This is a genomic window from Chitinophaga sp. S165 (genome assembly GCF_003182155.1).
Lineage (GTDB): Bacteria > Bacteroidota > Bacteroidia > Chitinophagales > Chitinophagaceae > Chitinophaga.
In genome coordinates this window covers 1,117,494-1,141,903 of sequence record NZ_QGTG01000002.1, presented here as the reverse complement: position 1 = coordinate 1,141,903, position 24,410 = coordinate 1,117,494, and the positions used below count along the sequence as shown (strand labels likewise).

At 44.6% G+C, this 24,410-nt stretch carries 24 protein-coding genes; 7 read left to right on the top strand and 17 right to left on the bottom strand.

Translation table 11 applies throughout. From position 1 onward, the window contains the following. Positions 1–269 precede the first annotated feature (269 nt). Positions 270–1,028 (top strand): geranylgeranylglyceryl/heptaprenylglyceryl phosphate synthase, encoded by a 759-nt coding sequence (locus C7475_RS12920; protein ID WP_110053754.1) that lies wholly within the window; start codon positions 270–272, stop codon positions 1,026–1,028. 179 nt (positions 1,029–1,207) lie between these two features. Here the strand turns inward: C7475_RS12920 and C7475_RS12915 are convergent, their stop codons facing one another. After that, the gene (locus C7475_RS12915) at positions 1,208–1,936 is read right to left on the bottom strand and encodes a LytTR family DNA-binding domain-containing protein (protein WP_110053753.1); all 729 of its coding nucleotides are present in this window, start codon (positions 1,934–1,936) and stop codon (positions 1,208–1,210) included. 37 nt (positions 1,937–1,973) lie between these two features. Further along, on the bottom strand, positions 1,974–2,975 hold the full coding sequence (locus C7475_RS12910; RefSeq protein ID WP_233259840.1) for a sensor histidine kinase: 1,002 nt from the start codon (positions 2,973–2,975) through the stop codon (positions 1,974–1,976). Positions 2,976–3,198: 223 nt separating this feature from the next. On the opposite strand from C7475_RS12910, the gene dxs reads away from it, so the two are divergent. Further along, the gene (gene dxs, locus C7475_RS12905) at positions 3,199–5,124 is read left to right on the top strand and encodes a 1-deoxy-D-xylulose-5-phosphate synthase (protein ID WP_110053751.1); all 1,926 of its coding nucleotides are present in this window, start codon (positions 3,199–3,201) and stop codon (positions 5,122–5,124) included. 44 nt (positions 5,125–5,168) lie between these two features. Further along, on the top strand, positions 5,169–6,260 hold the full coding sequence (locus C7475_RS12900) for a ferredoxin--NADP reductase (RefSeq protein ID WP_110053750.1): 1,092 nt from the start codon (positions 5,169–5,171) through the stop codon (positions 6,258–6,260). An 18-nt stretch (positions 6,261–6,278) separates the two neighbouring features. Here C7475_RS12900 and C7475_RS12895 read toward each other — a convergent pair whose 3' ends face one another. From C7475_RS12895 to C7475_RS12850, 10 genes are all read right to left on the bottom strand, one after another. Then, on the bottom strand, positions 6,279–6,653 hold the full coding sequence (locus C7475_RS12895; RefSeq protein WP_110053749.1) for a hypothetical protein: 375 nt from the start codon (positions 6,651–6,653) through the stop codon (positions 6,279–6,281). A 208-nt stretch (positions 6,654–6,861) separates the two neighbouring features. Continuing rightward, on the bottom strand, positions 6,862–7,338 hold the full coding sequence (locus C7475_RS12890; RefSeq protein ID WP_110053748.1) for a Dps family protein: 477 nt from the start codon (positions 7,336–7,338) through the stop codon (positions 6,862–6,864). A 28-nt stretch (positions 7,339–7,366) separates the two neighbouring features. Then, a complete protein-coding gene (locus C7475_RS12885) occupies positions 7,367–8,077 on the bottom strand; it encodes a pirin family protein (RefSeq protein ID WP_110054064.1) in 711 nt (236 codons plus the stop codon). 143 nt (positions 8,078–8,220) lie between these two features. Next, complete coding sequence (locus tag C7475_RS12880; protein ID WP_110053747.1) at positions 8,221–8,631, bottom strand: OsmC family protein; 411 nt, start codon at positions 8,629–8,631, stop codon at positions 8,221–8,223. A gap of 295 nt (positions 8,632–8,926) precedes the next feature. Then, a complete protein-coding gene (locus tag C7475_RS12875; protein ID WP_110053746.1) occupies positions 8,927–9,454 on the bottom strand; it encodes a YceI family protein in 528 nt (175 codons plus the stop codon). A 253-nt stretch (positions 9,455–9,707) separates the two neighbouring features. Further along, a complete protein-coding gene (locus C7475_RS12870) occupies positions 9,708–10,607 on the bottom strand; it encodes a helix-turn-helix domain-containing protein (RefSeq protein WP_110053745.1) in 900 nt (299 codons plus the stop codon). After that, on the bottom strand, positions 10,604–11,386 hold the full coding sequence (locus C7475_RS12865; RefSeq protein ID WP_110053744.1) for a ScpA family protein: 783 nt from the start codon (positions 11,384–11,386) through the stop codon (positions 10,604–10,606). Before C7475_RS12865 ends, C7475_RS12870 begins: the two co-directional genes overlap by 4 nt. Positions 11,387–11,479: 93 nt before the next feature. Continuing rightward, complete coding sequence (locus tag C7475_RS12860; protein ID WP_233259839.1) at positions 11,480–12,358, bottom strand: DUF3078 domain-containing protein; 879 nt, start codon at positions 12,356–12,358, stop codon at positions 11,480–11,482. Between the two features lie 271 nt (positions 12,359–12,629). Then, positions 12,630–13,064: a large conductance mechanosensitive channel protein MscL gene (gene mscL, locus C7475_RS12855; RefSeq protein ID WP_110053743.1), complete on the bottom strand. Its 435-nt coding sequence runs from the start codon at positions 13,062–13,064 to the stop codon at positions 12,630–12,632. A gap of 77 nt (positions 13,065–13,141) precedes the next feature. Beyond that, entirely contained in the window at positions 13,142–13,888 is a 747-nt protein-coding gene (locus C7475_RS12850; RefSeq protein ID WP_110053742.1) for a PPK2 family polyphosphate kinase, read from the bottom strand. 123 nt (positions 13,889–14,011) lie between these two features. Between C7475_RS12850 and C7475_RS12845 the strand changes: the two genes are divergently transcribed. After that, positions 14,012–14,881, top strand: a complete 870-nt coding sequence (locus C7475_RS12845) for a DMT family transporter (protein WP_110053741.1) — start codon at positions 14,012–14,014, stop codon at positions 14,879–14,881. Between the two features lie 81 nt (positions 14,882–14,962). Here C7475_RS12845 and frr read toward each other — a convergent pair whose 3' ends face one another. Continuing rightward, positions 14,963–15,526, bottom strand: a complete 564-nt coding sequence (gene frr / locus C7475_RS12840) for a ribosome recycling factor (protein ID WP_110053740.1) — start codon at positions 15,524–15,526, stop codon at positions 14,963–14,965. A 101-nt stretch (positions 15,527–15,627) separates the two neighbouring features. After that, a complete protein-coding gene (locus C7475_RS12835) occupies positions 15,628–16,782 on the bottom strand; it encodes a glycosyltransferase family 4 protein (RefSeq protein ID WP_110053739.1) in 1,155 nt (384 codons plus the stop codon). A gap of 179 nt (positions 16,783–16,961) precedes the next feature. On the opposite strand from C7475_RS12835, the gene C7475_RS12830 reads away from it, so the two are divergent. Next, entirely contained in the window at positions 16,962–17,801 is an 840-nt protein-coding gene (locus C7475_RS12830; protein ID WP_110053738.1) for a transketolase, read from the top strand. A gap of 87 nt (positions 17,802–17,888) precedes the next feature. On the opposite strand, the gene C7475_RS12825 is transcribed toward C7475_RS12830, so the two are convergent. Beyond that, a complete protein-coding gene (locus tag C7475_RS12825; protein ID WP_110053737.1) occupies positions 17,889–19,115 on the bottom strand; it encodes an FtsX-like permease family protein in 1,227 nt (408 codons plus the stop codon). Between the two features lie 12 nt (positions 19,116–19,127). Beyond that, positions 19,128–19,502: a 30S ribosome-binding factor RbfA gene (rbfA, locus tag C7475_RS12820; RefSeq protein ID WP_110053736.1), complete on the bottom strand. Its 375-nt coding sequence runs from the start codon at positions 19,500–19,502 to the stop codon at positions 19,128–19,130. Positions 19,503–19,646: 144 nt separating this feature from the next. Here rbfA and C7475_RS12815 point away from each other — a divergent pair, with 144 nt between their 5' ends. Together C7475_RS12815 and C7475_RS12810 are read left to right on the top strand one after the other, a co-directional pair. Beyond that, positions 19,647–21,479 (top strand): ABC transporter ATP-binding protein, encoded by a 1,833-nt coding sequence (locus tag C7475_RS12815; protein WP_110053735.1) that lies wholly within the window; start codon positions 19,647–19,649, stop codon positions 21,477–21,479. Positions 21,480–21,611: 132 nt separating this feature from the next. Continuing rightward, on the top strand, positions 21,612–23,144 hold the full coding sequence (locus tag C7475_RS12810) for a glycosyltransferase (protein WP_110053734.1): 1,533 nt from the start codon (positions 21,612–21,614) through the stop codon (positions 23,142–23,144). 219 nt (positions 23,145–23,363) lie between these two features. Here C7475_RS12810 and C7475_RS33285 read toward each other — a convergent pair whose 3' ends face one another. Beyond that, a complete protein-coding gene (locus C7475_RS33285; RefSeq protein ID WP_233259838.1) occupies positions 23,364–24,410 on the bottom strand; it encodes a TraR/DksA C4-type zinc finger protein in 1,047 nt (348 codons plus the stop codon).

Genomic DNA, 24,410 nt, shown 5'->3' with positions numbered 1-24,410 from the left:
TATGTAAAGAGACTTTGCGGCTTATTTAAGTACTTGTTACACCTGCTAAAAAAGTATATTTTTATTTTATATGACGCTCTTTTAACCTTTTTGGTTTTCATTGGTTTACATAAAAGAAATGGCCTGATGATTGTACGACAAACGAGCAGAACCCTTGCTGGTTGGGAAGTTTCACGAATAAAAAATGGATAATATGCATATTTAACTAACAATGTGACTTATTACCGAAAAATTTATACATTTGCGACAACCGGAACAATGCTATTTTAATGCACAATAAAATATACAATTCTTTTATCGATAGGAAAGCGAAGGGGATTAAGTCTTTTGCTGTTCTGATTGATCCGGACAAGGTAACTCCTGCTGGTATAGCAGACCTTGCGGCTAAATGTACCGCGGCAAAGGTGGATTACATTTTTTTGGGAGGTAGTCTTGTGATCACCAATCACCTTGATGAGTGCGTACAACAGTTTAAAAGTCTTTGTGATATTCCTGTTGTATTGTTTCCCGGTAGTCCGTCACAGGTCTCCCGCTATGCCGATGCATTGCTTTACTTGTCTGTGATATCTGGACGTAACCCTGAGTTACTGATCGGCCAGCATGTATTATCTGCACCTGCTGTTAAAAAAAGCGGTCTGGAAGTTATTTCCACAGGCTACGTTTTAATTGATGGTGGTGCTCCTACTACAGTTTCATATATTAGCAATACCACGCCAATCCCGGCTGATAAAGACGATATTGCCATGTGTACCGCTATTGCGGGAGAGATGCTCGGCATGAAGGTCGTATTCATGGATGCCGGCAGCGGCGCCCGTAAACCTATCAGCGAAAGCATGATTGCCCGTGTTGCCAGCCAGGTATCAGCCCCTATTATTGTAGGCGGCGGTATCCGTGATGCTGAGAAAGCATATATCAATTGCAAAGCCGGCGCTGATATTATCGTTGTTGGTAATGCTATCGAAAAAGAAGCCTCTCTGATCAAGGAAATTGCAGACGCGGTACACGCTGCTGCTCCAGTATTGAAATAATTTTACTTAAAAGGGAAACGCTGATTGTCGTAATACGATAATCAGCGTTTCCCTTTTAATTTTACTTATCCTCTTAACAGCTCTCTGTAGTTGTCGGACAATCTCTTAAATCCTGTAACAGCTATTCCGGCAAGACGTTCTCTCATGGCTTCCAGCCCGGTTCTGACGGGCTTTACATTTCAGAGGCTCATCATCTCCTTGAACTTCACTGCCTGCCTGCGGCTCACTTCTATCTTTTCACCGCCACGCATTTCCAGCAATAGTCCTCCATTGAAATAGGTGTCAATCTTCTCGATCATTCGGAGATTCACAATATGTTTCCTGTTTGCCCTGAAAAAGGTCCGCTCATCCAGACGCTCTTCCAAAGCATTCAACGATTTTAATATCAATGGCTTATTGCTTTCGAAATATACCCGGGCATAGTTTCCAACACTCTCAAAAAGCCGGATCTCCTGCAGTTTGACAAACCAGCAACGGTCGCCATCCTTTACAAATACCTGGTCATTTTCTGACAGGATGGTGCGAATAGCACCGGCCTCTAACTGGCGTTCTTTTTCTTCCAACTGATGCAGCTTGTGGATGGCGTCTGCCAGCCGTTTAGGCTCTATTGGCTTCAGCAGGTAATCCAGCGCATTGTATTCAAATGCTTTCAGCGCATGCTCATCGTAAGCAGTGGTGAAGATCACCTGTGGCGCTTTTTCTAATTCTGCCAACAAATCAAATCCTGTTTTATCCGGCATCTGTATATCCAGGAAAAGCAGGTCAGGATGTAGTGTTTCAATTTTTTCCAGTCCGTCCTTTGCATTTACGGCTTCCCCCACTACCACTATTTCAGGGTGGTCAGCCAGTAATTTTTTCAGCTCGCTTCTGGCCAGGCGTTCGTCATCGATTATCAAAGCTTTTTTCATGAGCAACTACTTTTAAAACTTGGCGCGAATAATACATTTAAAACAACGGCATCAGCACTTTTGCTTCAACCGTCGCCTCATTTTTATTATAAATATTGAATGACGCTTTATTCCCATACAACAAACTCAGCCGCTGTCTTGTACTTTGCAGACCGAAACCATGTCCCGTAGTATCTTCTCCTCCTATCTGTCCCGTATTTTCTATCGTGATCTCGTGATGCATTTCCCTAACATGTGAACCGATCACTACCGTTCCACCGCTAACTGTACGGGAAATACCATGTTTGATGGCATTTTCCACCAATGTTTGCAGCATCATCGGAGGAATAGGTAGCTCAAGTGTTTCCGGGTCTATATCATATTGAACCTTCAGGCGCTCTTCAAACCTAATATTCTCTAGTGCAAGGTAATCTTTTACTATGTCCAACTCATTTTCCAGATTTACCGTTTCTGCTTTTTCCACCTGCATAGAGCTCCTCAGGATATTAGAAAGCTCTGTAATAGCGGTCCGGGCCCGTTGTGGGTTCTCGTCAACCAGCGCCCGGATGCTGTTCAGGGCATTAAAAATGAAATGAGGATTTAACTGGGATTTGATCGTCTTTAGCTCCAGTTCTTTGACTGTACTTTCCAGTTTCAGTTTATCCACCTGGCTATTACGGCTCCGCTCTATATAGTGCCAAACAAAATAGATCAGCCACCAGATGGAGGTGATAAGAAATATGGGCAGCAGGTACGTAAGCGTTGTCTGATCTGTTAATCCACGTTGTTGCCATGAGTATCTGAACAGGTTTCCTGTAATAGTATTACCTACGTAAATAATCACTCCGGCGCTCACAGTGAGGCCGAAAAAAAGCAGCATCTGGCTCTCGAAACTATACTGAAACCAATTTAATCTCTTGATAACGCTACGCAATAAATGCGTGGACAGGATACCAAAAAACATGATCACCAGCAGGTTTACCAGATAGAATGATCCAAAAGAGCCTGCAAATGAATAGGCAAAGAACAAATTGACTATTGCGTATGTTATCCAGCCCAAAATTTGACACCACCAATATCTTGATATTCGTTTAAACATCTATCTGAAAATTAGTAAACTACTGCTACATTTTCAAAAATACCGATGTGCTTACCCGACCTGACCCCAAATGTTATGAATGGATATTCGGCATTGCAGAAGTCCAAATCTGCTGATGTGTGGAATAAATGTAGATTAGCACTTTAATTTGTACTTTTGTTTATTAAATCCTGCATCAAGAAGTATGAATATTACGCCGGGCCCGTTGCTGGGCAAGATCGAAACCCCTGCCGATTTGCGGAATCTCAGTAAAGAGCAGCTGCACGAGGTGAGTGAAGAACTCCGCCAGTTCATTATTGATGTTGTCAGCGTTCACGGTGGGCATTTTGCTGCCAGCCTGGGTGTTGTAGAACTGAGTGTAGCACTGCATTATGTGTTTAATACCCCCTACGACCAACTGGTATGGGACGTAGGACATCAAGCTTATGGCCATAAGATTCTGACCGGACGTAGAGACGTTTTCCATACTAACCGTAAATATCATGGTATCAGCGGATTCCCTAAAAGAGATGAAAGCGAATACGATACCTTCGGAGTAGGCCACTCTTCTACCTCCATTTCTGCTGCTCTGGGGATGGCCATTGCTTCTAAATATAAGGGCGAAACAGACCGTCAGCACATTGCCGTAATCGGTGATGGAGCCATGACGGCAGGTATGGCATTCGAAGCGCTTAACCATGCAGGTGTAGCAAATGCCAATGTGCTGATCATTCTCAATGACAACTGTATGTCCATTGACCCGAATGTAGGCGCATTGAAAGAATACCTCACAGACATCACCACTTCTCCTACTTATAACAAACTGCGTGACGATGTGTGGAACCTGCTCGGCAAACTGCCAGTAGGCAAACGCTTCACCCGTGACATGGCATCCAAACTGGAAGCCGGCCTGAAAGGCGTCGTATCCAGTTCCAGCAACCTGTTCGAATCCCTGAAGCTGCGCTATTTCGGTCCTATCGACGGACACAATATCGTGAAGCTCGTGGATACCCTCCAGGACCTGAAAGACATTCCCGGCCCTAAACTGCTGCATATTGTTACCACTAAAGGTAAAGGATACGCACTGGCGGAGAAAGACCAGACTACCTGGCATGCTCCAGGCCTGTTTGATAAAATTACCGGCGAGATCTTCAAGAAACAACCGGATAAACCACAACCTCCAAAATACCAGGACGTATTTGGCCATACTATCATTGAACTGGCTGAACTGAACAAGACCGTGATGGGTATTACCCCCGCCATGCCTTCAGGCTCATCCCTAAAGTTCATGATGGAGAAAATGCCTGACCGCGCCTTTGATGTGGGCATCTGCGAACAGCATGCCGTAACCCTTTCCGCCGGTCTGGCCACACAGGGTATGCGCGTATTCTGTAACATCTACTCCTCTTTCATGCAAAGAGCATATGACCAGGCGTTACATGACGTAGCTATCCAGAAACTGCCTGTCGTATTCTGCCTGGACCGTGCCGGTCTGGTAGGTGAAGACGGCCCGACACACCACGGCGCGTATGATATAGCCTTTATGCGTTGCGTACCTAATGTCATCATCAGTTCACCGATGAATGAAGAGGAATTACGTAACCTGATGTATACCTCCCAGCTGCCTACCCAGCAGTCTCCATTTGTGATCCGCTATCCAAGAGGACAAGGTGTGATGCCTGACTGGAAGCAGCCTTTTAAAGAGGTCAAAATAGGTACCGGCCGTAAACTGCGTAGCGGTAAGGATATTGCCATCCTCTCCCTGGGCCATCCAGGCAACTTCGTAACAGAAGCCTGCAAGGAACTGCTGGCAGATGGTTTACAGCCTGCCCATTATGATATGCGTTTCGTAAAACCACTGGATGAGGCTTTACTGCATGAAATATTCAGCGAATTTGACAAGGTGATCACGGTAGAAGATGCTGCGATAACAGGCGGCTTCGGTAGTGCTATCCTCGAATTCATGGCAGCTCATGGCTATAAAGCTGATGTGCGTATGCTGGGTATCCCAGACCGCATTGTAGAACACGGCAAGCCAGATGACCTCCACCGCGAATGTGGCTACGATGCTGCTGGCATCGCCAGTGCAGCACGTGCCATGCTTAAAGAAAAGATCACTGTAACTGCCTGATAAAGACAGTAAATACTACAAGATAATCCGGGAAGCCACCAACTATGACTGTTGTTCATAAAGGTGGCTTCCCTTATTTTTATGACATGGATGAATTGTATATACACCTCCGCATCAGGGAGATTATAGCAGAAACAGCAGACGCATTTACATACAGACTGGAAACAATTGACGGACAGCCCCTTGAATATCAGGCAGGACAATTCATTACCTTTCTCATCTACCTGCATGGTACAGAATACAGGCGGTCTTATTCTTTCAGCTCCACACCCGGAATAGATCCTTATCCATCCGTTACCATCCGGGAAAAACAGAACGGAGAGATTTCCCGTCATATACTGCATCATTGGAAGGCTGGCGATGAGATTACGGCACTATTGCCCTCCGGTCGCTTTACACTTCCGGGCCATGCAACCACCCCGCGGGATATCTTCCTGTTTGGCGCAGGAAGTGGTATTACGCCGCTATTCTCCCTTTTGAAGGATATTCTTCATAATGAGCCTACGGCCCATGTAAAACTGATCTATAGCAATACTTCCGAGAACCGGACTATTTTCCACCAGCAGTTACAGGAGCTGGCTGCGAAGTTCCCACAACAGTTACATATTATACGCCTGTACAGCGGTGATCCCGATCACATCGTTCGCCGCCTTAGTAATCTATCGCTGGAACCATTAGTAAAACAACAACTCAGCCACCGGAAAGAAGACGCTCAATTCTTCCTGTGCGGTCCGCCCGAATACATGCGAATGATCCTTTTTACGCTCACTTTTATGGGGTTTGCGGAAGAACAGCTGCATAAAGAGAATTTCGTGGTAAATACGGCCCCGCAGCTGGCCAGAATAGGCGTGCCGGAAGATACTTCTATGAAGAATGTGGAATTACACCTGCGCGGGGGAGTACATAAGCTCTCCATTCCCGGCAATCACAATATACTTGGGGAGGCGCTTGCCCAGGGCATCGCCATACCATATAGCTGCAAAGGTGGTGTTTGCGGTTCCTGCACCGCTCGCTGTACAAAAGGGGAAGTGTGGATGGCCCTGAATAATGTGCTGACGGACAAAGAGATTGAGCAGGGCTTCGTCCTCACCTGCACCGGTTATGCAGTTAGTGCAGAAGTCGTAATCGAATTATAAGTTGTATGCTGGCAAGCGTTACGAAAAAGCACTGAATGCCTTAAACTCATCCTTTAATTCGCTGTAGAGCTTTCTAAAGGTATGCATACGGTCCTCCAGGACGTCAAAATCATCCACAGGACGATCGTCATGTAAGATGGGAGGTGTCCCGTTATTCGATATCTTTTTGGCGGATTGTTTCAGATCGTGCCGTAACTCGTCTGCTTTTTCTGACTGACAGATGAATTGGTTCTGAAAGTGCTCTATCTGCGCCAGAGAATCTTCGTCGGTTTTACGAAGAGATAACTGCTCTAATTGGCTGCGCATAGACTGGAGGACTTCCCTGGCATTGTTCACTTCGTCCTTCCAGTTACTGATCTGTTCGAGATCTGAAGTTTGTGCGGATACTTCCATGTGTATTGATTTTAACGTGAAATAATTAAGCAATACAATATTGTCCGTTACACATTTCTAAGTTACAAAGCTTTTTTCAATTAGGAATTAGGAATTAAGAATTAGGAATTGCAGACTGCGTCTAATATTAAATTGCATAAAAAAAAGCTGTTGTATAACAAGAAAAAAGCCTTCTTATACAACAACCTTTCTATGCTTAATTTCTAATCTATTTCAGATATGCATTATACATCCATACCAGCTTTTCCTGTTCCCTGATGTAAGTCGTAATGAGGTCATTTGTACCATCATCACCATCCTCATCGCTAAGTGCAGATACTTCACGTTCCAGCTCTATCAGTGATTGCAAACCAGAGAGTACATGCTGAACACAAACAATATCCTTACTCTCATTTTTCACCTCTGTAATAACAGATTGTTCGATATAGTCGGAGAATGCATGTGTCGGAGTAAAGCCCAGCGTCAATATCCTTTCTGCTATTTCGTCTATCTTAGTTAATGCATCTGTATACAGCTCCTCAAATTTTGCATGCAGCGTGAAGAACTTGTCACCGCGTATGTTCCAGTGAAATCCACGTACATTCATATAGAACAACTGATAAGTAGCCAATAGCGTATTCAGTTTCCCGGCTAATTCCTTTGATGTTTTCTTTTCGAGCCCGATGTTCGTAGTTGCAGTACTCATAGCGAAGTATTTTTTGGGTAATGTTAAATCAACTCATCGGTACATCAATCAACAAAAAGTTTGCCGCTTTGAGAGCTTTTACCGTAGCAGTATCATATTGGCTCAAGCCTATGGCATCACGACGTTTCAGCACTTCCCCGGCAACTTCCACTTCGCCATCTATTACAAAAAGGTAACTACCATGCTGTGACATTTTCGGCGCAATATCCACACTCTGCCCCTCCTCAAAATGACCAAGAGAAAACCATGCATCCTGGTTTATAAGCAAAGCATCACTGTCTGCTTCAGGCGATACGACCACCTGCAGTTTATTTTGCCTGTCTGCCAGCTCAAATTCCTTTTGCTGATATCGTGGCATGATGTTACGCAATTTCGGGAATACCCATATCTGCAGGAAGTTAACAGGATCTGTCTTAGATGCATTGAATTCTGAGTGTGATATACCACTGCCTGCGCTCATGATCTGCACTTCATTACTGCGGATGATCTCATGCCGGCCCGTGTTATCATGATGCTCCAGTGCACCGCTAAGCGGGATGGATACTATTTCCATATTATCGTGAGGATGCGTTCCAAACCCCATTCCTCCTTTTACCACATCGTCATTTAATACGCGTAATGCACCAAAATGTATACGTTCCGGATTATAATAACCTGCGAAGCTGAATGTATGATAGCTCTGCAACCAGCCATGATTTGAAAAGCTACGGGAGTCTGCCCTGTGAACGATCTTTTCCATAAATATTTTCTCCTTTACAGTACAAATATCCTCATTAAATGCTGGCTGATAAATGGATTGCTTGATGAAAAAAGTGGACAATTTATATAAACAAAAAGTCCCGTTCTCCATAACAGAGAACGGGACCTTCATAGTGTCTTTCCTTACGCCAATTGTGCATCCAGTGTGATCTCTGTATTCAACAATTTAGAGATCGGGCAGTTAGTTCTAGCTTCTTCCGCCAGTTCAGCAAACTTAGCCTGATCAATACCAGGAACGGTTGCTTTCAGCTCCAGGTGGCTGCTGGTAATAGCACCGTTGTCCAGTGTGATAGTAGCTTTAGTGTCGAGATTTTCAGGTGTGAAACCAGCACCAGTCAACAGGAAACTGAGTTTCATAGTGAAACATCCTGAATGTGCAGCTGCTATCAGCTCTTCAGGATTAGTACCTGTACCTTCCTCAAAACGGCTTTTATAAGAATACGCCGTATTGCTCAATACACCGGACTGTGAACTTACTGTACCTTTTCCATCTTTACCGGTACCTTTCCAGTTGGCGGATGCAGATCTTTTCATGATTAAAGCGTTTGATAGTTTAATGAATAAGTGTTTGAAAGTGGTTATTGGGGCTGAAATTACTATTTCTTTTTTGCTTACGCAGAGGTATTAACACGTAGATTTTTCTCTACATGGATGCCATATAAAAAAGGCCGGATGAATACATCATCCGGCCTACACTATTTCTGGCAATCATCCTCAAAAAAACATCTTTCTCACATCATTGCTATCACTATTCCATGTCTGAACTTCTTTATTCCATGCTATTAGACACTTACTGCAATGACTGAATGCCAGTATTGATTGTTTATGCTTAACCTTGCTTTACGAGCTGTACGCCAGCCTGTAATTTCACCTCATCACCCACAACTATACCACCAGCTTCTGTAGCTGCATGATAAGTCAGTCCGTAATCCTTTCTGTTGATCTTACCTTTGATTTCAAAACCAGCTTTGGTCTGGCCATATGGATCTTTCACAATACCGCTGAATTCCACTGTCAGTTCTACTGGTTTGCTTACGCCACGTATAGTCAGGTCACCGGTTACTTTATATTCTTCATCATTCACTTTCTTTACAGCTGTAGAAGAAAAAGTCAGTTTAGGATACTGTGCAGCGTGGAAGAAATCTTCAGCTTTTAAGTGCTGGTCGCGCTGTTCGTTCTTGGTAGAGATACTGTCAACATCTGCTTCAAAGCTTATCTTTGCATCGGTGAAATCATCACTGCTGCTTTCTACAGTTGCATCATATTTACCAAAATACCCGGTCACGTTAGTGATCATCAGGTGTCTGATCTTAAATTCTACTTCACTGTGCAAAGGGTCGATTTTCCAGATTGCCATAACTTTAAGTGTTTTTAAGTTTAGTGTTTTTTTAAGTATGTGTTGTTTTCGTTTGTCTTTGTAAAAGGTTGATTAGCAAACCAATCACTGTCCCTATAACTGTGCCATTCTGTTATTTCCTCTCTTCGCTCGTCTACTATCACATCCGTTTCATTAAGACAATACAAAATTACACGTTGCAACAAATATTCGGAATGGATAGAATGACTTAATAGGTGGACTTTTTTTTACAACCTGTCTTTTTTACACATTATTAGACACTTGCCCGGGAGGCATCCTTAAATTCTGATGGAGTCTGATTGGTATATTTCTTAAAGAAGCGGCTGAAATAGTGGGGATCGTCAAATCCCAGTTTATAGGCTATTTCTTTCGCGGAGAGGTCTGTATTATATAGATAACGCTGCGCTTCCAGGATCACGCGGTTGCGGATATGCTCTCCCGCGGTAATTCCGGACAGTTGCTTGCTGATCTCGTTCAGCAAAACCGGCTTTATATGGAGTATGCCGGCATAGTCCGACACATTCTTCAGCGTATTGTATTTCTCTTCTATCAGGTTCTTAAACTGGAGGAATAAAGAACTGTTGTGGGTAGCATGTTGCTCTGGCGCAGCCAGCATACTGCTGCCCTTAATACGGGAGGCCAGTACAAGAAAATACCGCAACAACCCATGAAACGCCGTTTCATAGTCTGCAGCCTGTTCATTCACCTCCTTCATCAGCATATGCAATACCATCTCAAAATCTTTCTCCTGTTCTGAGGTAAGGGTAATAACACTGCTGAACTGATTGTTAAAGAAAAGGGACGAGTTAATGCCCATCAGGGTAGCTGCCTGGTCTTTCAGACACATGAAAGCATCCTGAAAGGCGATCATATATCCTTCTACCTTTTCACTGAACTCCATTTTATGCACCTGTCCCGGCGCCAGAAAGAAAAGGGTATTTTTCTTCACGGCATGGGTTACTGTGTCAATTGTATTAATGAGGTGCCCCTTTTTGATCCAGTAAATGGTATAGAAGTCATGACGGTGAGCTACGCCATTACTGGCGAAGAAGCCATCACCCAATTCGCAAAGGCTGGACACAACAAACTTGGGATCTGTTTGCGCATACCTGGGTAAGGGTACTACTTCTATATGTCCACGTTTCTCACTCATTCAAATGTACCGGCTACTTCTACTTCCCGGTCTTCTGGCTCAATGTACTCAATTATAAAGTTATTCCGGCCTTCACCCACCATAATGCCCATATACTTCATCTGCACCAGTTCCAGCATACCGAGAAACAGGAAAATGGCATGGACCCTGTCCCGGCACAGATCGAAGATCTTCTCGAAAGCCATCGTCTTTTCCCTGGCAGCAAGGTCGATCATGTACTCACGGGAACCTTCCATGGTATACTCATATTTATATACTACGTGCTGCGGCTTGTTTTCCCGCTGTTTTACACGCTGCATTACCTTCTCAAAGGTTTTGGTGAGTTTAAAGAGGGTAAGCGTCTGCACTTCCGTCCCCTCACTGGTAGCTTCCCCAATAGCCGCCAATTCTTTGGCGATGTTACCGCGCTTGATCTGTAACATACGTTCAGCTTCCCGCTCTGCCAGTTCTGCCGCCGCCTGTTTGAAACGCTTGTATTCCAGTATCTTATCAATCAATTCCTGGCGGGGGTCAATTTCCAGGCCCTGCTCATCCAGCTCCTTGCGGGGCAGCAACATTTTGGCCTTGATACGCATCAGTGTAGACACGAAAAGGATAAATTCACTGGCCAGCTCAATGTTCAACGACTCCAGGTGGTGTATATAATCCAGGAAATCCTGAGTAATGGTCGTAATAGGAATATTATAAATGTCCAGCTCGTCCCTCTCAATAAAGAAGAGCAACAGGTCAAATGGCCCCTCGAACTGAGGCAGTTTTATCTTGTAAGAGTTGTCATTCATAATGTTACGTATGGCTTTCACTTATCTGCCAGCAACTGATCTGTTCCTGCATTGAAAGTGAAAGCCATCAAAAATAACGAAAAATCCCGCTCGTCAGAACTTAGCCGTAAAACCGACCCCGATCACCTGTTTGACCTGTAATCTCGGCCCCAATACGCCCGTTTTTTCATTGGCAAAGACCTTTACATCATCATCGTAGATCATGTCAACAGAAACATTGGCAGAAATGTACTTGTTTACCTGCAGGTTGAGGCTATTGGTCCAAAACAGATCGATGTTCTGCGGGTTATGTTTATAGTCAGAGAACAGGTCCATCCTGGTCTTGTACACAATATTCTTAGCTAGGGTCTTTACCCAGTTTACCGTCAGATACGCACCCAGCTCATTCTTCACATGTTTCCCGGTATCAACGCCAAACGCGCCCTGCGATGCCAGGTAATCATCTACCACAACAACATAACGTGCAGTGACCGGAGAAAAGAACACAGAAAGCTGGTCATTGGGTTTATAGTCAAGACCCGGTGATACTAGCACATATGCCGGTGCAAAAAAACGGGACACCAATGTTGGTTTAGCTGTATCAGAGGACGGATATAAGTAACCATCAGTAAACTGGGTACGTACGTCCAACAGGGCACTGAGATAGAGATTTTTACCGATCTCATAACCGTATTTAGTAGTAATGCCGATACGGTCGTCACTTTTACGCCCACCAAGACTGGTCGTGTTCACATAACCATATGCGAGGTCCAGCACGTTGTCCCAGTTGTTCTTACCTTTTTTATAGAATGCATACGCATTCAGATTAGACGCTACAGAGAAAGAGAACTTATCACCACCCGCAGCCCAGTTTGTCAGGCTTCCCTGGTTAATATTCAGGTTGAAAATGCCTCCTTTCTTCCATACGGAGGGAACAGTATCGTTGGCATCTTTCTTAATTTTTCCGCTGGCTTCTTCTCTGGACGTTTTCATCCAATCGCTTTGTGCGTGCAGGAATGAAGTACATACCAAAAAACAAATAATAGTCAGGACGGATCTTCTCATCAGTGTAAACATTTAAATGCTGTGGATAAATATTGCCGGTGTTGGCGTTACGAACATGCCACGTCATAGGAACGTGAACGCAAAAATATAAAACTAACGGGGAATTTTCCCAGAGAGGGGTAAAGGCAGCTGGCCCAAAGCGATATCCATGCAGCGATCGCAATACGCTACAACACTCAGGGCCAGCATTATAATGAGATTATTTACTTTTCAGTACATCACGGATCTCCATCAATAATTTTTCTTCTGTAGTTGGCGCTGGTGGAGCGGCAGGAGCAGGCGCTTCTTCTTTCTTCCTGGTAAGACGGTTAATAAACTTCACAAGCAGGAATATACAAAACGCCATAATGATAAAATCAATACAGTTCTGTATAAAGATACCATATGATACCACTGGTATGCCTGCAGTCTTTGCCGCTTCAAGGGTTTCGGCGGTGCCCTTACTATAATCTAACTGAAAAAACTTCTCTTTGAAATCCACCTTTCCCGTAAGAATACCCAGTATGGGCATAAAGATGTTATCGACCAATGAAGAAACAATTTTTCCGAAAGCAGCACCGATGATCACACCGACTGCCAGATCAATAACATTTCCTTTGGTTGCAAACTCTTTAAACTCTTTGAAGAACGACATAATAAACTTTTTAAGGGTGAAGACAATCTCCGCTAAAGATAATTATTATACTTTATAACAATATTCCTGTTACCATTTTATACCTTCAGTTTCGGGTACTCCATGTGTAAAGAACGGAGTGTGTCCCTCAACGTTTGTGCCACTACGTATTCTTTATACCAATTTCTGTCTGAAGGGACTATCATCCATTTGATTTCATTGCAATGCTCAATAGCCTCTTCATACATTTTCCTGTAATCCTTCCACAACCTGGCTTCCACCGAATCGTTCTTATTATACTTCCACATTTTACGAGGGTCTTCCAATCGTTCTTTCAGGCGCACTTTCTGTTCTTCTTCTGAAATATGCAGATAGAATTTCAGTATCGTTGTGTTGTTATGTTCGCTTAGCAGCCGTTCAAAATCATTGATGGCCTTCATTCTTTTTTCCGCTGTTTTATCGTCTATCCATTTATGCACACGTTGTATCAGAATGTCTTCATAGTGCGAACGGTTAAACACTTGTATCATTCCTTTTGCAGGTGCAAACCTGTGTACACGCCATAGAAAATCGTGGTCTTTTTCTTCTTCAGTTGGTGCTTTAAATGATTGCACATCTACTCCCTGCGGGTTCATATTACCCAACACTTTTCTGATGAGGCCATCTTTTCCGCTGGCGTCCATTCCCTGCAGTATTATTAAAATAGAGTGGTTATGCGATGCATATAAAAGATTTTGCAGCTCATCCAGTTCTTCCACTATTTCTTTTGTAACAGCCTTGATAACTCTTTTATCCATTCCTTCAGGTGCGTCCGTGCTGATATCTGAGAGATTGATCTTATTCATGATACGAGGGTTAAGTTCATGTAACAGTAACAAAATACACTCCGAAGTGTTGAAGTCATGGTAAAATCTGCCTGTTCATATTAATAAAATATACGGAACTTTGCTGACTTAAAACAACCTTGCGTGAACAGCCGTGCCATCAACTGGAGCATCTTCCTATTATTATCATTGACCTGGGGTAGTTCTTTTATACTGATGAAAATCGGTCTGGAAGCCCTTTCACCATACCAGGTAGCCAGCTTACGCCTGCTGAGTGCAGGCATCGCCTTACTGCCATTTTTCATAAAGTTCATATGTAAGACGCCACTGAATAAGATCCCTATCATTATTTTATCTGGTATTCTGGGCAATCTCGTACCGGCTTACCTGTTCTGTATCGCTGAAACCCGGATAGACAGTGCGTTGGCTGGTATATTAAATGGTCTGGTGCCACTGATGTCTTTACTGGCAGGCTTCTTCCTCTTTCAGGCGCCTATTGTCAGGCAACAGCTAGGGGGCATTTTTATCGGTCTGCTCGGTGTAGTGCTGCTCTTTGTGGTAAAAGGCGTAGATACCGGTTATTGGTATTATGGTTTGTGGATCGTACTGGCCACCATTTGTTACGGGGTCAATATTGCGCTGGTACATCACCATCTGAAGGGATACAGTTCTTTGCAACTAGGCTCTATTGCCTTATTCTTCTGCGCCATTTTTGCATTACCGGTGCTCATCTTCACCGACTTCTTTCCTATTCTGTCCGGCCCTGAAGTACCGTGGCGTTCATTAGCCGCCAGTGTTACACTGGGTGTGCTGGGTAGTGGTATCGCTTCCGTGCTGTTCTACATTCTGATCAATAAGGCCGGGGCATTATTCGCTTCTATGGTCACTTATGCCTTGCCGGTAGTTGCTATTGGATGGGGCTTGCTTGCTGGCGAGCGGATCTCGTTCATGCAGGTATTATGTCTTGGGGTAATCCTTGCGGGTGTATATATCGTTAATAAAGCAAAACGCTGATCCCGACGGACCAGCGTTTTGCTTTATTTCTTTTATGTAAGTTCAGCTACTGCGTGATGCAGTATTTACCGGCAATGCAGGTTAGATCACCATGATCTCTTTCTCCTTCTGCGCGGTATGCTTGTCTACTATGTCAATGTATTTGTTGGTCAGGCCCTGAACGTCGCTTTCTGCATCTTTTGCCGTATCCTCACTCAAACCATCTTTCTGCAATTTCTTTATAGCTTCGATCGCATCCCTGCGGATGTTCCTGATAGCTATTTTCGCCTGCTCGCCTTCATTAAGGGCGCGTTTTACAAATTCCTTTCTTCTTTCTTCGGTTAGTGGAGGCAGGAACATACGGATAATCTGTCCGTCGTTCTGCGGATTAATGCCAATATTAGAGGCAATGATCGCCCTTTCTATTGGTTGAAGCATATTCCTTTCCCATGGCTGAATGGTCAGGGTACGGGCATCAGCCACTGCGATGTTAGCTACCTGCGCAAGGGGAGTAGGCGCACCATAGTAGTCTACCGTAATTCCATCCAATATCTGCGGGTTAGCTTTACCGGCCCTGATCTTAGTGAGTTCTACTTCCAGGTGTCCGATGGCCTTTTGCATGGTTCCGGTGGCATCGTCTATAATTAACGTTAGATCATCTTGCATAGCAAAAAATAATTAAGTGCCTGCAAACCTACAGGATTTATCTGAATTTGGAAAGTCGTTACAAAGGGAGGGGCTCCGGTACAGGATGACCGGGCCTGTAATTATTTGTCCTGCAGGATACCTTTTGTGTTCACACGCAGGATCTTAGGGGGATTAGCCGTAACCTGTGCCTCAGTGGCAGCATCCTTGATAGCTGAAACTGTAAGCGCCCGCAGCATGGCTTCCTTCCTTTTTTTCATCTGATACAGTATTCCGGTAAGCAGCAGCGCCGAACCCAGTATCGCACTTAACAGGTAGGCAGAGCCAATATCCTGCAGGGCAAATGCCAGGGCAATATAACCTGCGTTGATCATTACCATTACCACAGAAGTCTGTTTATGGTTCAGGCCCAGTTCCAGCAGATAGTGGTGAATGTGGTTACGGTCTGCAGAAAAAGGAGATCTTCCGTTCATCATACGGATGGCAAATACGCGTAATGTATCGAACAACGGCATGATCAGGATAGCGATTGCCACAATAGGTACGGAAGTTACCGGCAGTTTACCGGCGGGGTTGCCCGCTACTTCAATAAATTTAACAGCCAGAATTGCGTTTACCAATCCTACCATCAGGGACCCGGTGTCCCCCATGAATATACGTGCGGGAGAAATGTTGTAGATAAGAAAAGCCGCCAGTCCGCCAGCCATAGCAAAACCCATTACAGCATATAGCAATTCGCCGGTATACAGGAAATAAGTACCCAGTACGCCGGATACCAGCATACCGATGCTACCCGCCAAACCATCCACTCCATCGATCAGGTTGAAGGCGTTAATGATAACCAGGAAAGTAAAATAAGTAAGTAAGAGACTGAAATGTGGAGGAAGAGCATCAATGCCCATTATTCCGTACATGCTGCTGATCTGTAAATTGCCCAGATATATTACGGCGAAAGAAGCCATTAACTGCCCGATCAGTTTTTTCAACGGAGAAAGTCCCACAATATCATCCTTCATCCCAACCATAAAGATCACGATGAATGCCGCCACCATATACTGAAAAGGGGAATCAGCAAACGCAGGTACACATACCGCAGATGCCATTACAAAACCTGAAAAAAAACCGATACCCCCTAAAGTTGGTATACGAGCCTTGTGAGATTTCCGTTCGTCCGGTTCGTCATAAAGATGCTTCAATTCAGCAACCCTTATTAAAACAGGGATTGCAAAATAGGTTATAACAAAACTCAGGACGGTCGCAATTAAAACATTCTCCATGTTGGGAGGGGCTTGATTCCTGCAAAGATATTAATTTCAATCAAATGTGTATCAAAAAAATAGGAAATTAAATAGATTTGAAGCCTGGATCACGAAAAACTATTAGCTTTAGAGACTAAATATGCCAGGTATCTATCTAATTTTTCTATTAATTTAGCAATTCAAAATTTGCAATTATCATGCCTCAGTTGAAAGACATAGCAACACAAATAAGACGGGACATAGTTCGTATGGTGCATGGCTGCCAAAGCGGCCATCCAGGTGGTTCTTTAGGATGTGCAGATTTCTTTACCGCCCTTTATTTCAAAATTATGCAGCATAAGCCGCAGCCTTTTGACATGGATGGTGGAGATCAGGACCTGTTCTTCCTTTCAAACGGGCACATTTCACCAGTATTCTACAGCACTTTAGCCCACGCAGGCTATTTTCCAAAAGAAGAACTGGCTACCTTCCGTAAACTTAACTCCCGCCTTCAGGGTCACCCGACCACTCATGAGCACCTGCCAGGTATCAGGGTTGCTTCAGGTTCCCTCGGACAGGGTATGAGCGTAGCCATCGGTGCTGCTCTCAGTAAAAAATTAAATAACGATGACCGTCTGGTGTTCTCCCTCCATGGTGATGGCGAGCTTGAAGAAGGTCAGAACTGGGAAGCGATCATGTTTGCTCCCCACCATAAAGTAGATAATCTTATCGTAACAGTTGACTGGAACGGTCAGCAGATCGATGGTACCGTGGCAGATGTAGCCGGCCTGGGCGACCTGGAGCCGAAATTTGCTTCTTTCGGATGGAAAGTACTGCACATGGACGGTAACAATATGGACGAAGTAGTAGCTACCCTGGAAAAAGCTGTTAGCTTAACCGGACAGGGACAGCCTATCGTGATCCTGATGAAAACCGTAATGGGTAAAGGCGTTGACTTCATGGAAGGTCATCACGAGTGGCATGGTATTGCTCCGAATGATGAACAACTGGCAAAAGCGCTTACTCAATTACCAGCAACGGAATTAGGCGACTATTAATAACAATACTTCTAATAAAAAAAGCATCCGCCTTATAAACGGATGCTTTTTAATTTAATATTATTCTTGTTGTAATTGTAATTGTTATCAGGTCGCTTTTAACTCCATGTGCTGTCTGGAAGCCCTTTTTGCAGGATACCAACTGGCTGCCGCCCCAATCACCAGGATCGTAACACTTACCAGGATAAAATCACCGATGTGCATACTTACCGGGTAAGCATTCACCAGGAAAGAATCTTCTTCCAGCTTTATAAATCCGAATTTCTGCTGTAATAAGCAAAACACGATACTGATCCCAAAACCGATCAATGTTCCTATTCCTGCAATGATCAGTCCTTCAGTAAGGAAGATACGCATGATCAGTTGTGAACGGGCCCCCATTGCATTCAAAATGGTGATATCCTTTCGCTTTTCCATTACCAGCATATACAATGAGCCGATCATATTAAATGCAGCGATCACCAGAATGAAAGTCATGATCACATACACCGCCCATCTCTCGGTCTGCATAATTGCATATAATGCCTGGTTCTGTTCATAGCGGGTTTCAACAGTAAAACCATTGCCTACTACTGCCTGCAGGCGCTGCTTCAATACCATGTCGTCCAGGCCGGGTACACCTTTCACTTCCAGCGCCGACATCTCGTCGTTATTCATCCCTAGCAGCCCACGCATGAACGCTATATTTGTGATCACATATTTGCTGTTGAATTCCTGCTGAATAGCAAAAGATCCTGACGGATATAATATCCCGCTACCCAATGCATCTTCAGGTGTAGTAACACTTTTCACATTTCTGCGGGGAAGATAAACGCTGACAGGTGTCAGATCGCGCTCTAAATCCACTCCTAGCGCCAGTTCAAGATCAACACCCAATATTGCCTTATAGCCATTTTCGTCGCCCGTATCAAATTTACCATGGGCAATGCTCTTATCTACTGCCGCTACTTTATTGTAATTATTGTCCACTCCCTTCAGGATGGCAATAGTCTGATCTCCTTCACCATAGCGTAAAACAGCTTTCTCTTCCACAACTTCCGTCATATCGGCTACACCTTTTACAGCAGCGATCTGTTTCAGTTGAGCCGCTGTAAGCGTAATAGACTTACCAGTCACAGCGCTGATCTTTACTGATGGATAAAAAGTAGAATACAGGGATTTCACCAGTCCTTCGAACCCGTTAAATACACTGAGGATAACGATCAGCGCACCTGCACCTACTGCAATTGCCGATACACTGACCCAGGCGATAATATTAATGGCATTGGTACTTTTTTTAGCCCGGAAATAACGGGATGCGAACTGCCAGATCAAAATGATGTGATTTTAATTGTTTTCCTTCCCTCCGTCGTCGTCTTTGATCTTCTTGAACAGCTCTTCCATCTTGAATACATAATCCAGCGTATCGTCGAGGAACAGGGACAATTCAGGCACACGGCGTAATTGTTTTCCTACACGGTTACCCAGTTCTTTCTTGATCTCACCCATTCTTTCCTTGATCCTGTTTACCATAGCGTGGTTATCGGCAATCTGGAACATACTCAGGTATACCCTCGCCTCCAGCAGATCGGGCGTCATACGTACCGTAGAAATGGAGATCATTCCCCCTTCCAGCACGTTGAATCCCATACGCTGAAAAATTTCACTGAGTTCTTTCTGTAACAGCTGCCCTATTTGTTTCTGTCTTTTGCTTTCCTGCATAATATTTTAAGATTTGAGATTGTATTAACTTGCACCCTTAATTCAATCTTCTCCGGCAAAGATAAGGAAACGGGCATGTGCTGACAGATATAAAATCAGTCCCTGCTTCCGGAAAGGATAAACAGACAAGATAAATATCGTAAGATGAAGACTTTTTTCAGGTTGCTGAGTTTGTCAAAGCCCTATCACCACTATGTGCCGGAATATGTCGTGTATGTGTTGCTTTACACCCTTTTCGGATTGATGAACTTTACACTGATCATCCCGCTAATGAATGCGCTGTTTGGCACCGGTGAACAGGAAATCGTGACACACCTGCCCACATTTTCATTATCAATAGCGTATTTCAAAGATGTTTTCAACTATTACCTGACATCGCTTCTCCAGCGATATAACGGTGATAAATTCCCTGTACTTATTTACATATGTGTAGTCATCTTTGTGAGTATCCTGCTGAAAAACCTCTTTGGCTACCTGAGCCAGAAGGTCCTCACACGTATGCGCGTGAACATGCTGCGCAAGATGAGGGACAAGGTATTCCACCAGTATGCGACCCAATCCCTGGGATTCTTCCATAACGAACGCAAAGGAGACCTCTTGTCGGTACTCAGTGGCGACGTGGTAGAAGTGGAGAACTCTGTGACCACTGCCATGCAAACGATCCTCCGTGATCCGCTGGTGATCATATCTACATTCATTGCACTATTTACTTTATCAAAAGAACTGACCTTTTTCACCTTATTATTCTTTCCTATCTCCGGATTGGTGCTCAGCTCAGTTTCTAAAAAGCTGAAAAGACAGTCTAATACAAGCCAGACCTTATTAGGTAAGCTGTTGAATATCACCGAAGAAACCTTGTCTGGTGTGCGTATCATCAAGGCATTTAATGCTGAACCGTTTGTTAAGAATAAATTCCAGCAGGATAACCTTAGTTATGCCAGCACCTTCAAAGCCATGCAGGACCAGCGTGAAATGGCTTCTCCCGTTTCTGAAATACTAGGCGTATTGGTGGTGATCGTCATCATGCTGTACGGTGGCCGGCTAATCCTGTCAGGTGATAGCTCACTGACCGGAGGCGCCTTCATTGCATACCTGGGCTTTTATTTCCAGATCCTGGCCCCTGCCAAGTCTATAGGTACTGCATTCACCGCTTTACCAAGAGGGATATCTGCCGGAGAAAGAGTGTTGCGTATCATGGACCAGGCCAACACGATCGTTGATAAACCAGATGCCAAATCATTACCTGCTTTTGACCATGACATCGAGTTTAACAATGTGAGCTTCGCCTATAATGAAAACCCGGTACTGAAAAACGTACAACTTAAAATAGCAAAAGGCCGCATGGTGGCGCTGGTAGGTAAAAGCGGCGCTGGTAAATCCACTATGGCCGACCTGATACCCCGTTTCTATGACGTTACGTCCGGAAGTATCCGGATTGACGGCCAGGACATCCGTGATGTGAAAATGCACGACCTGCGGGCATTGACAGGTATGGTGTCCCAGGAGGCCATCCTTTTTAACGACACTGTTTTGAACAACATCGCATTCGGACATCCGAATCCCGACAAGGAGGCCGTGATCAATGCTGCCAAAATCGCCAATGCACATGAATTCATTGTGCAGCTGGAAAACGGTTATGAGACATCTATCGGCGACCGCGGTATGAAACTGAGTGGCGGTCAGCGCCAGCGTCTGACCATCGCACGCGCCATCTTCAAAAATCCTCCTATCCTGATACTCGACGAAGCGACTTCCGCTTTGGACACTGAATCGGAGAAACTGGTACAGGACGCTTTAGACAAACTGATGGAAAATCGCACCACTGTCGTAATTGCACACCGTCTTTCCACTATCCAGCATGCGGATGAAATCGTGGTGCTTGATAAAGGCGAGATCAAGGAACGTGGTACACACGATGAATTGATCGCTAATGACGGCATTTACAGGAAACTGGTAGAGATGCAGGAATTTAAATAGCATTAATATAAACATAGCAGCCCCTGCTATGGCCCCATTTTTGCGACCCATAGGCCCTATGTCAGATATGGCCTGTGGGTCGTTCTTATTTTACGGCAGGCTGATTATTTCACTTAAAACAAGCGTTCGCCTATGATTTCCATTATTATTCCGGTTCTGAACGAGGGGGCTACATTGCGTCAGGTGATTAAAACCATCAAAAAAACAACAAGAAAGATAGAGATCATCGTAGTAGATGATAATTCCAATGATAATTCTGTGGAGGAAGCCCTGAAAGAGAAAGTGCGGGTCATTACGAGTAGCCAGCGAGGCAAAGGCATATCCATGCGGGAAGGTATGATGGCTGCGAAAAATGATATTGTGATGTATGTAGATGGCGACATCCTTACCTATCCTGAAAATATTGTGGAGTTATTGACAGACCCTATAATAGAAGGAAAAGCAGACTTTGTAAAATCTTATTTCGAACGCCAGGCAGGCCGGGTTACCCAGCTGGTGGCCAAACCCTTACTGAGTATCCTTTTTCCTGAATTAGCCAGCTTCAATCAACCGCTCAGTGGTATGATCGCGGCAAGGAAGACGCTATTGTCGCAGGTACGCTTTGAAAATGACTACGGCGTGGATATTGGGCTGCTGATAGACATGCATGTGATGGGCGCCCGTATCACCGAAGCCAATATCGGCAGAGTGGAAAACGCCATGCAGACCTGGGAACAGCTTAGCAAGATGTCAAGGGAAGTATCCCGGACCATTCTACGGAAAGCGGAGAATATTCCGCAGGAGAATCTTGAAACACTAGGCAAGATCAACATCATCAGGGAACAGATGGAATATTCCATCCTGGAATCTATTGATAAACTGCATAAAATGGTCATTTTCAACCTGGATGAGGCTATCTTCCGGGAAGACTATCTGATGACGGCCGCTACAGAATTCGGTTTCGGCCATTCCCTGCAACAGATCAGGGAACATTTCACCGACCCGGCAACTATACTGGAACATACGGCCAATCTGTTCCAGGGCAGGAATCTGGCGGAGTTACTGGAAGTAGCCGATGCCATTCCCCTCGTGCCTGATATCAAAAGTGTGGTAAGGGAGCTGAAGAAGCGGGGTTACACCTGCGGTATCATTACGGATGGATTTGAATTTGTTGCCCGGCACATAAAAAATCAGCTGGGGATGGATTTTGCCTTTGCCAACAAGCTGCACCTATATAATAGTGTGGCTACAGGCGAAGTAACGATCCCTGAATATTTTCTGTGTCCGGATAAAAACATACCTTCACAGCCGGCAGTTTATTGTAAGAGCAATATATTGACTTATATTGCAGACAAATACCACGTCACGTCACAGAACATTATTTACGTAGGCAGCGGTTCTGATGGCATTCAACTACTTGACGAAGCAGGAGTAGGCGTCGCATTCGACGCAGTCAGCCCCGACATAGAAAAAGTTGCCGATAAAATTATTCCCGGCCCATGGATGGAACCGTTGTTGCAGATAGCCCAGGCCAGTCCTGAGAAGTTTAAGCTCCGCTTACCGGCGATCAGCAAAAAACAGGCAAGACGGATAGGTGTAGGCAGCCTTATCGGACTAGCGTCCGCAGGGTTGATCTACCTGGCGGCCCGGCAGATCAGAAAAAGCAAAAAACAAGAGGTCTCATAAAGATAGTCTCCTTGAAGCCCCTGTTTATTTACACTGGCGTTCCTTCTGTTGACAGGAGGGACGCTTTTTTATAATCCTATAACCACACGTCTCCTACATATCATAAAAAAATCCTGATCTATTCTCCGTTTCAACACAGGCAGTGCCATGAATGTGCTTAACGGATTTCAGATCAGGATCTTTAATATGATTGAACCGGGATTGCCGGCTACTTAATACTTACTTGCTTTTCGCCAGTTTCGCTTCGATACTCAACGTAGCGTGTGGTACTGCACGCAGACGGGCTTTATCGATAAGCTTACCGGTAACACGGCAGATACCGTATGTTTTGTTTTCGATACGCACTAAGGCTTTCTCCAGGTGATCGATGAACTGGATCTGACGGCTGGCCATCTGGTTCAGCTGTTCCCTTTCCTGGGAGCCGCTGCCATCTTCCATGCTCATATATTTGTTTTCAGTATCATCGGTACCCGCTTCGTCTTTACGGGTGATCAGCCCCTGCAGGTAAACCAGTTCCTTTTTCGCTGCTTCCAGCTTTTTCAGGATAAGGTCTTTAAATTCCTGCAGATCAGCATCACTGTAACGATAAACAGGACCTGCTGGTTGTTCCGGCTGGTCGAGAACAGATTTAGTGAACTCTGGCTGGTAGGTAACCAATGTAGTTGCTTTGGTGCCTTTTTTTTCAGTCTTATCAGCACGTTCAGCAGGCTTTTCGGCTTTCGCCGGAGCTGCCTTTTCAGTTTTTTGCACCTTGTCTGCTGTTTTTTTAACAGCATCCTTTGCAACAACTTTTTCTTTATCTTCTTTATTATTCTTTACTGGCATTATTACTACTTTTTCTTCTGGCTTGGAAATTAGTTTTTCTTTATCTGCAGTAACGCTCGGCGTCACCACTTTCTTTGTATCAGGCACTTTCGCGGAAGCTGCAGGCTTAGCAGAAGCTGCTGCTTTCTTTACGGATTGTGGCACCGCCGGAGCTGCTATCGGTGCTTTCTTTACTACAGATTTACTGGACGAAGCCGTCTGGGAAACTGCTGATTTTTTGGCAACAACTTTTTGAGTTGTAGTTGGTTTGACCTGTTTGGTAGCAACTTTAGGCGTAGAAGTTTTAGCTGCCGGTTTGGCCGGAGCCGCTGCCTTCTTTGCGGCAGGCTTGGCTGCTGCAGCTTTCTTCGCCGGTGTAGCCTGCTTTACCGGAGCTTTCTTCGCCGGTGTAGCCGCTGCCTTTTGGGTCTTCTTACTAGCAACTTTCTTGCTTGTTGCCAT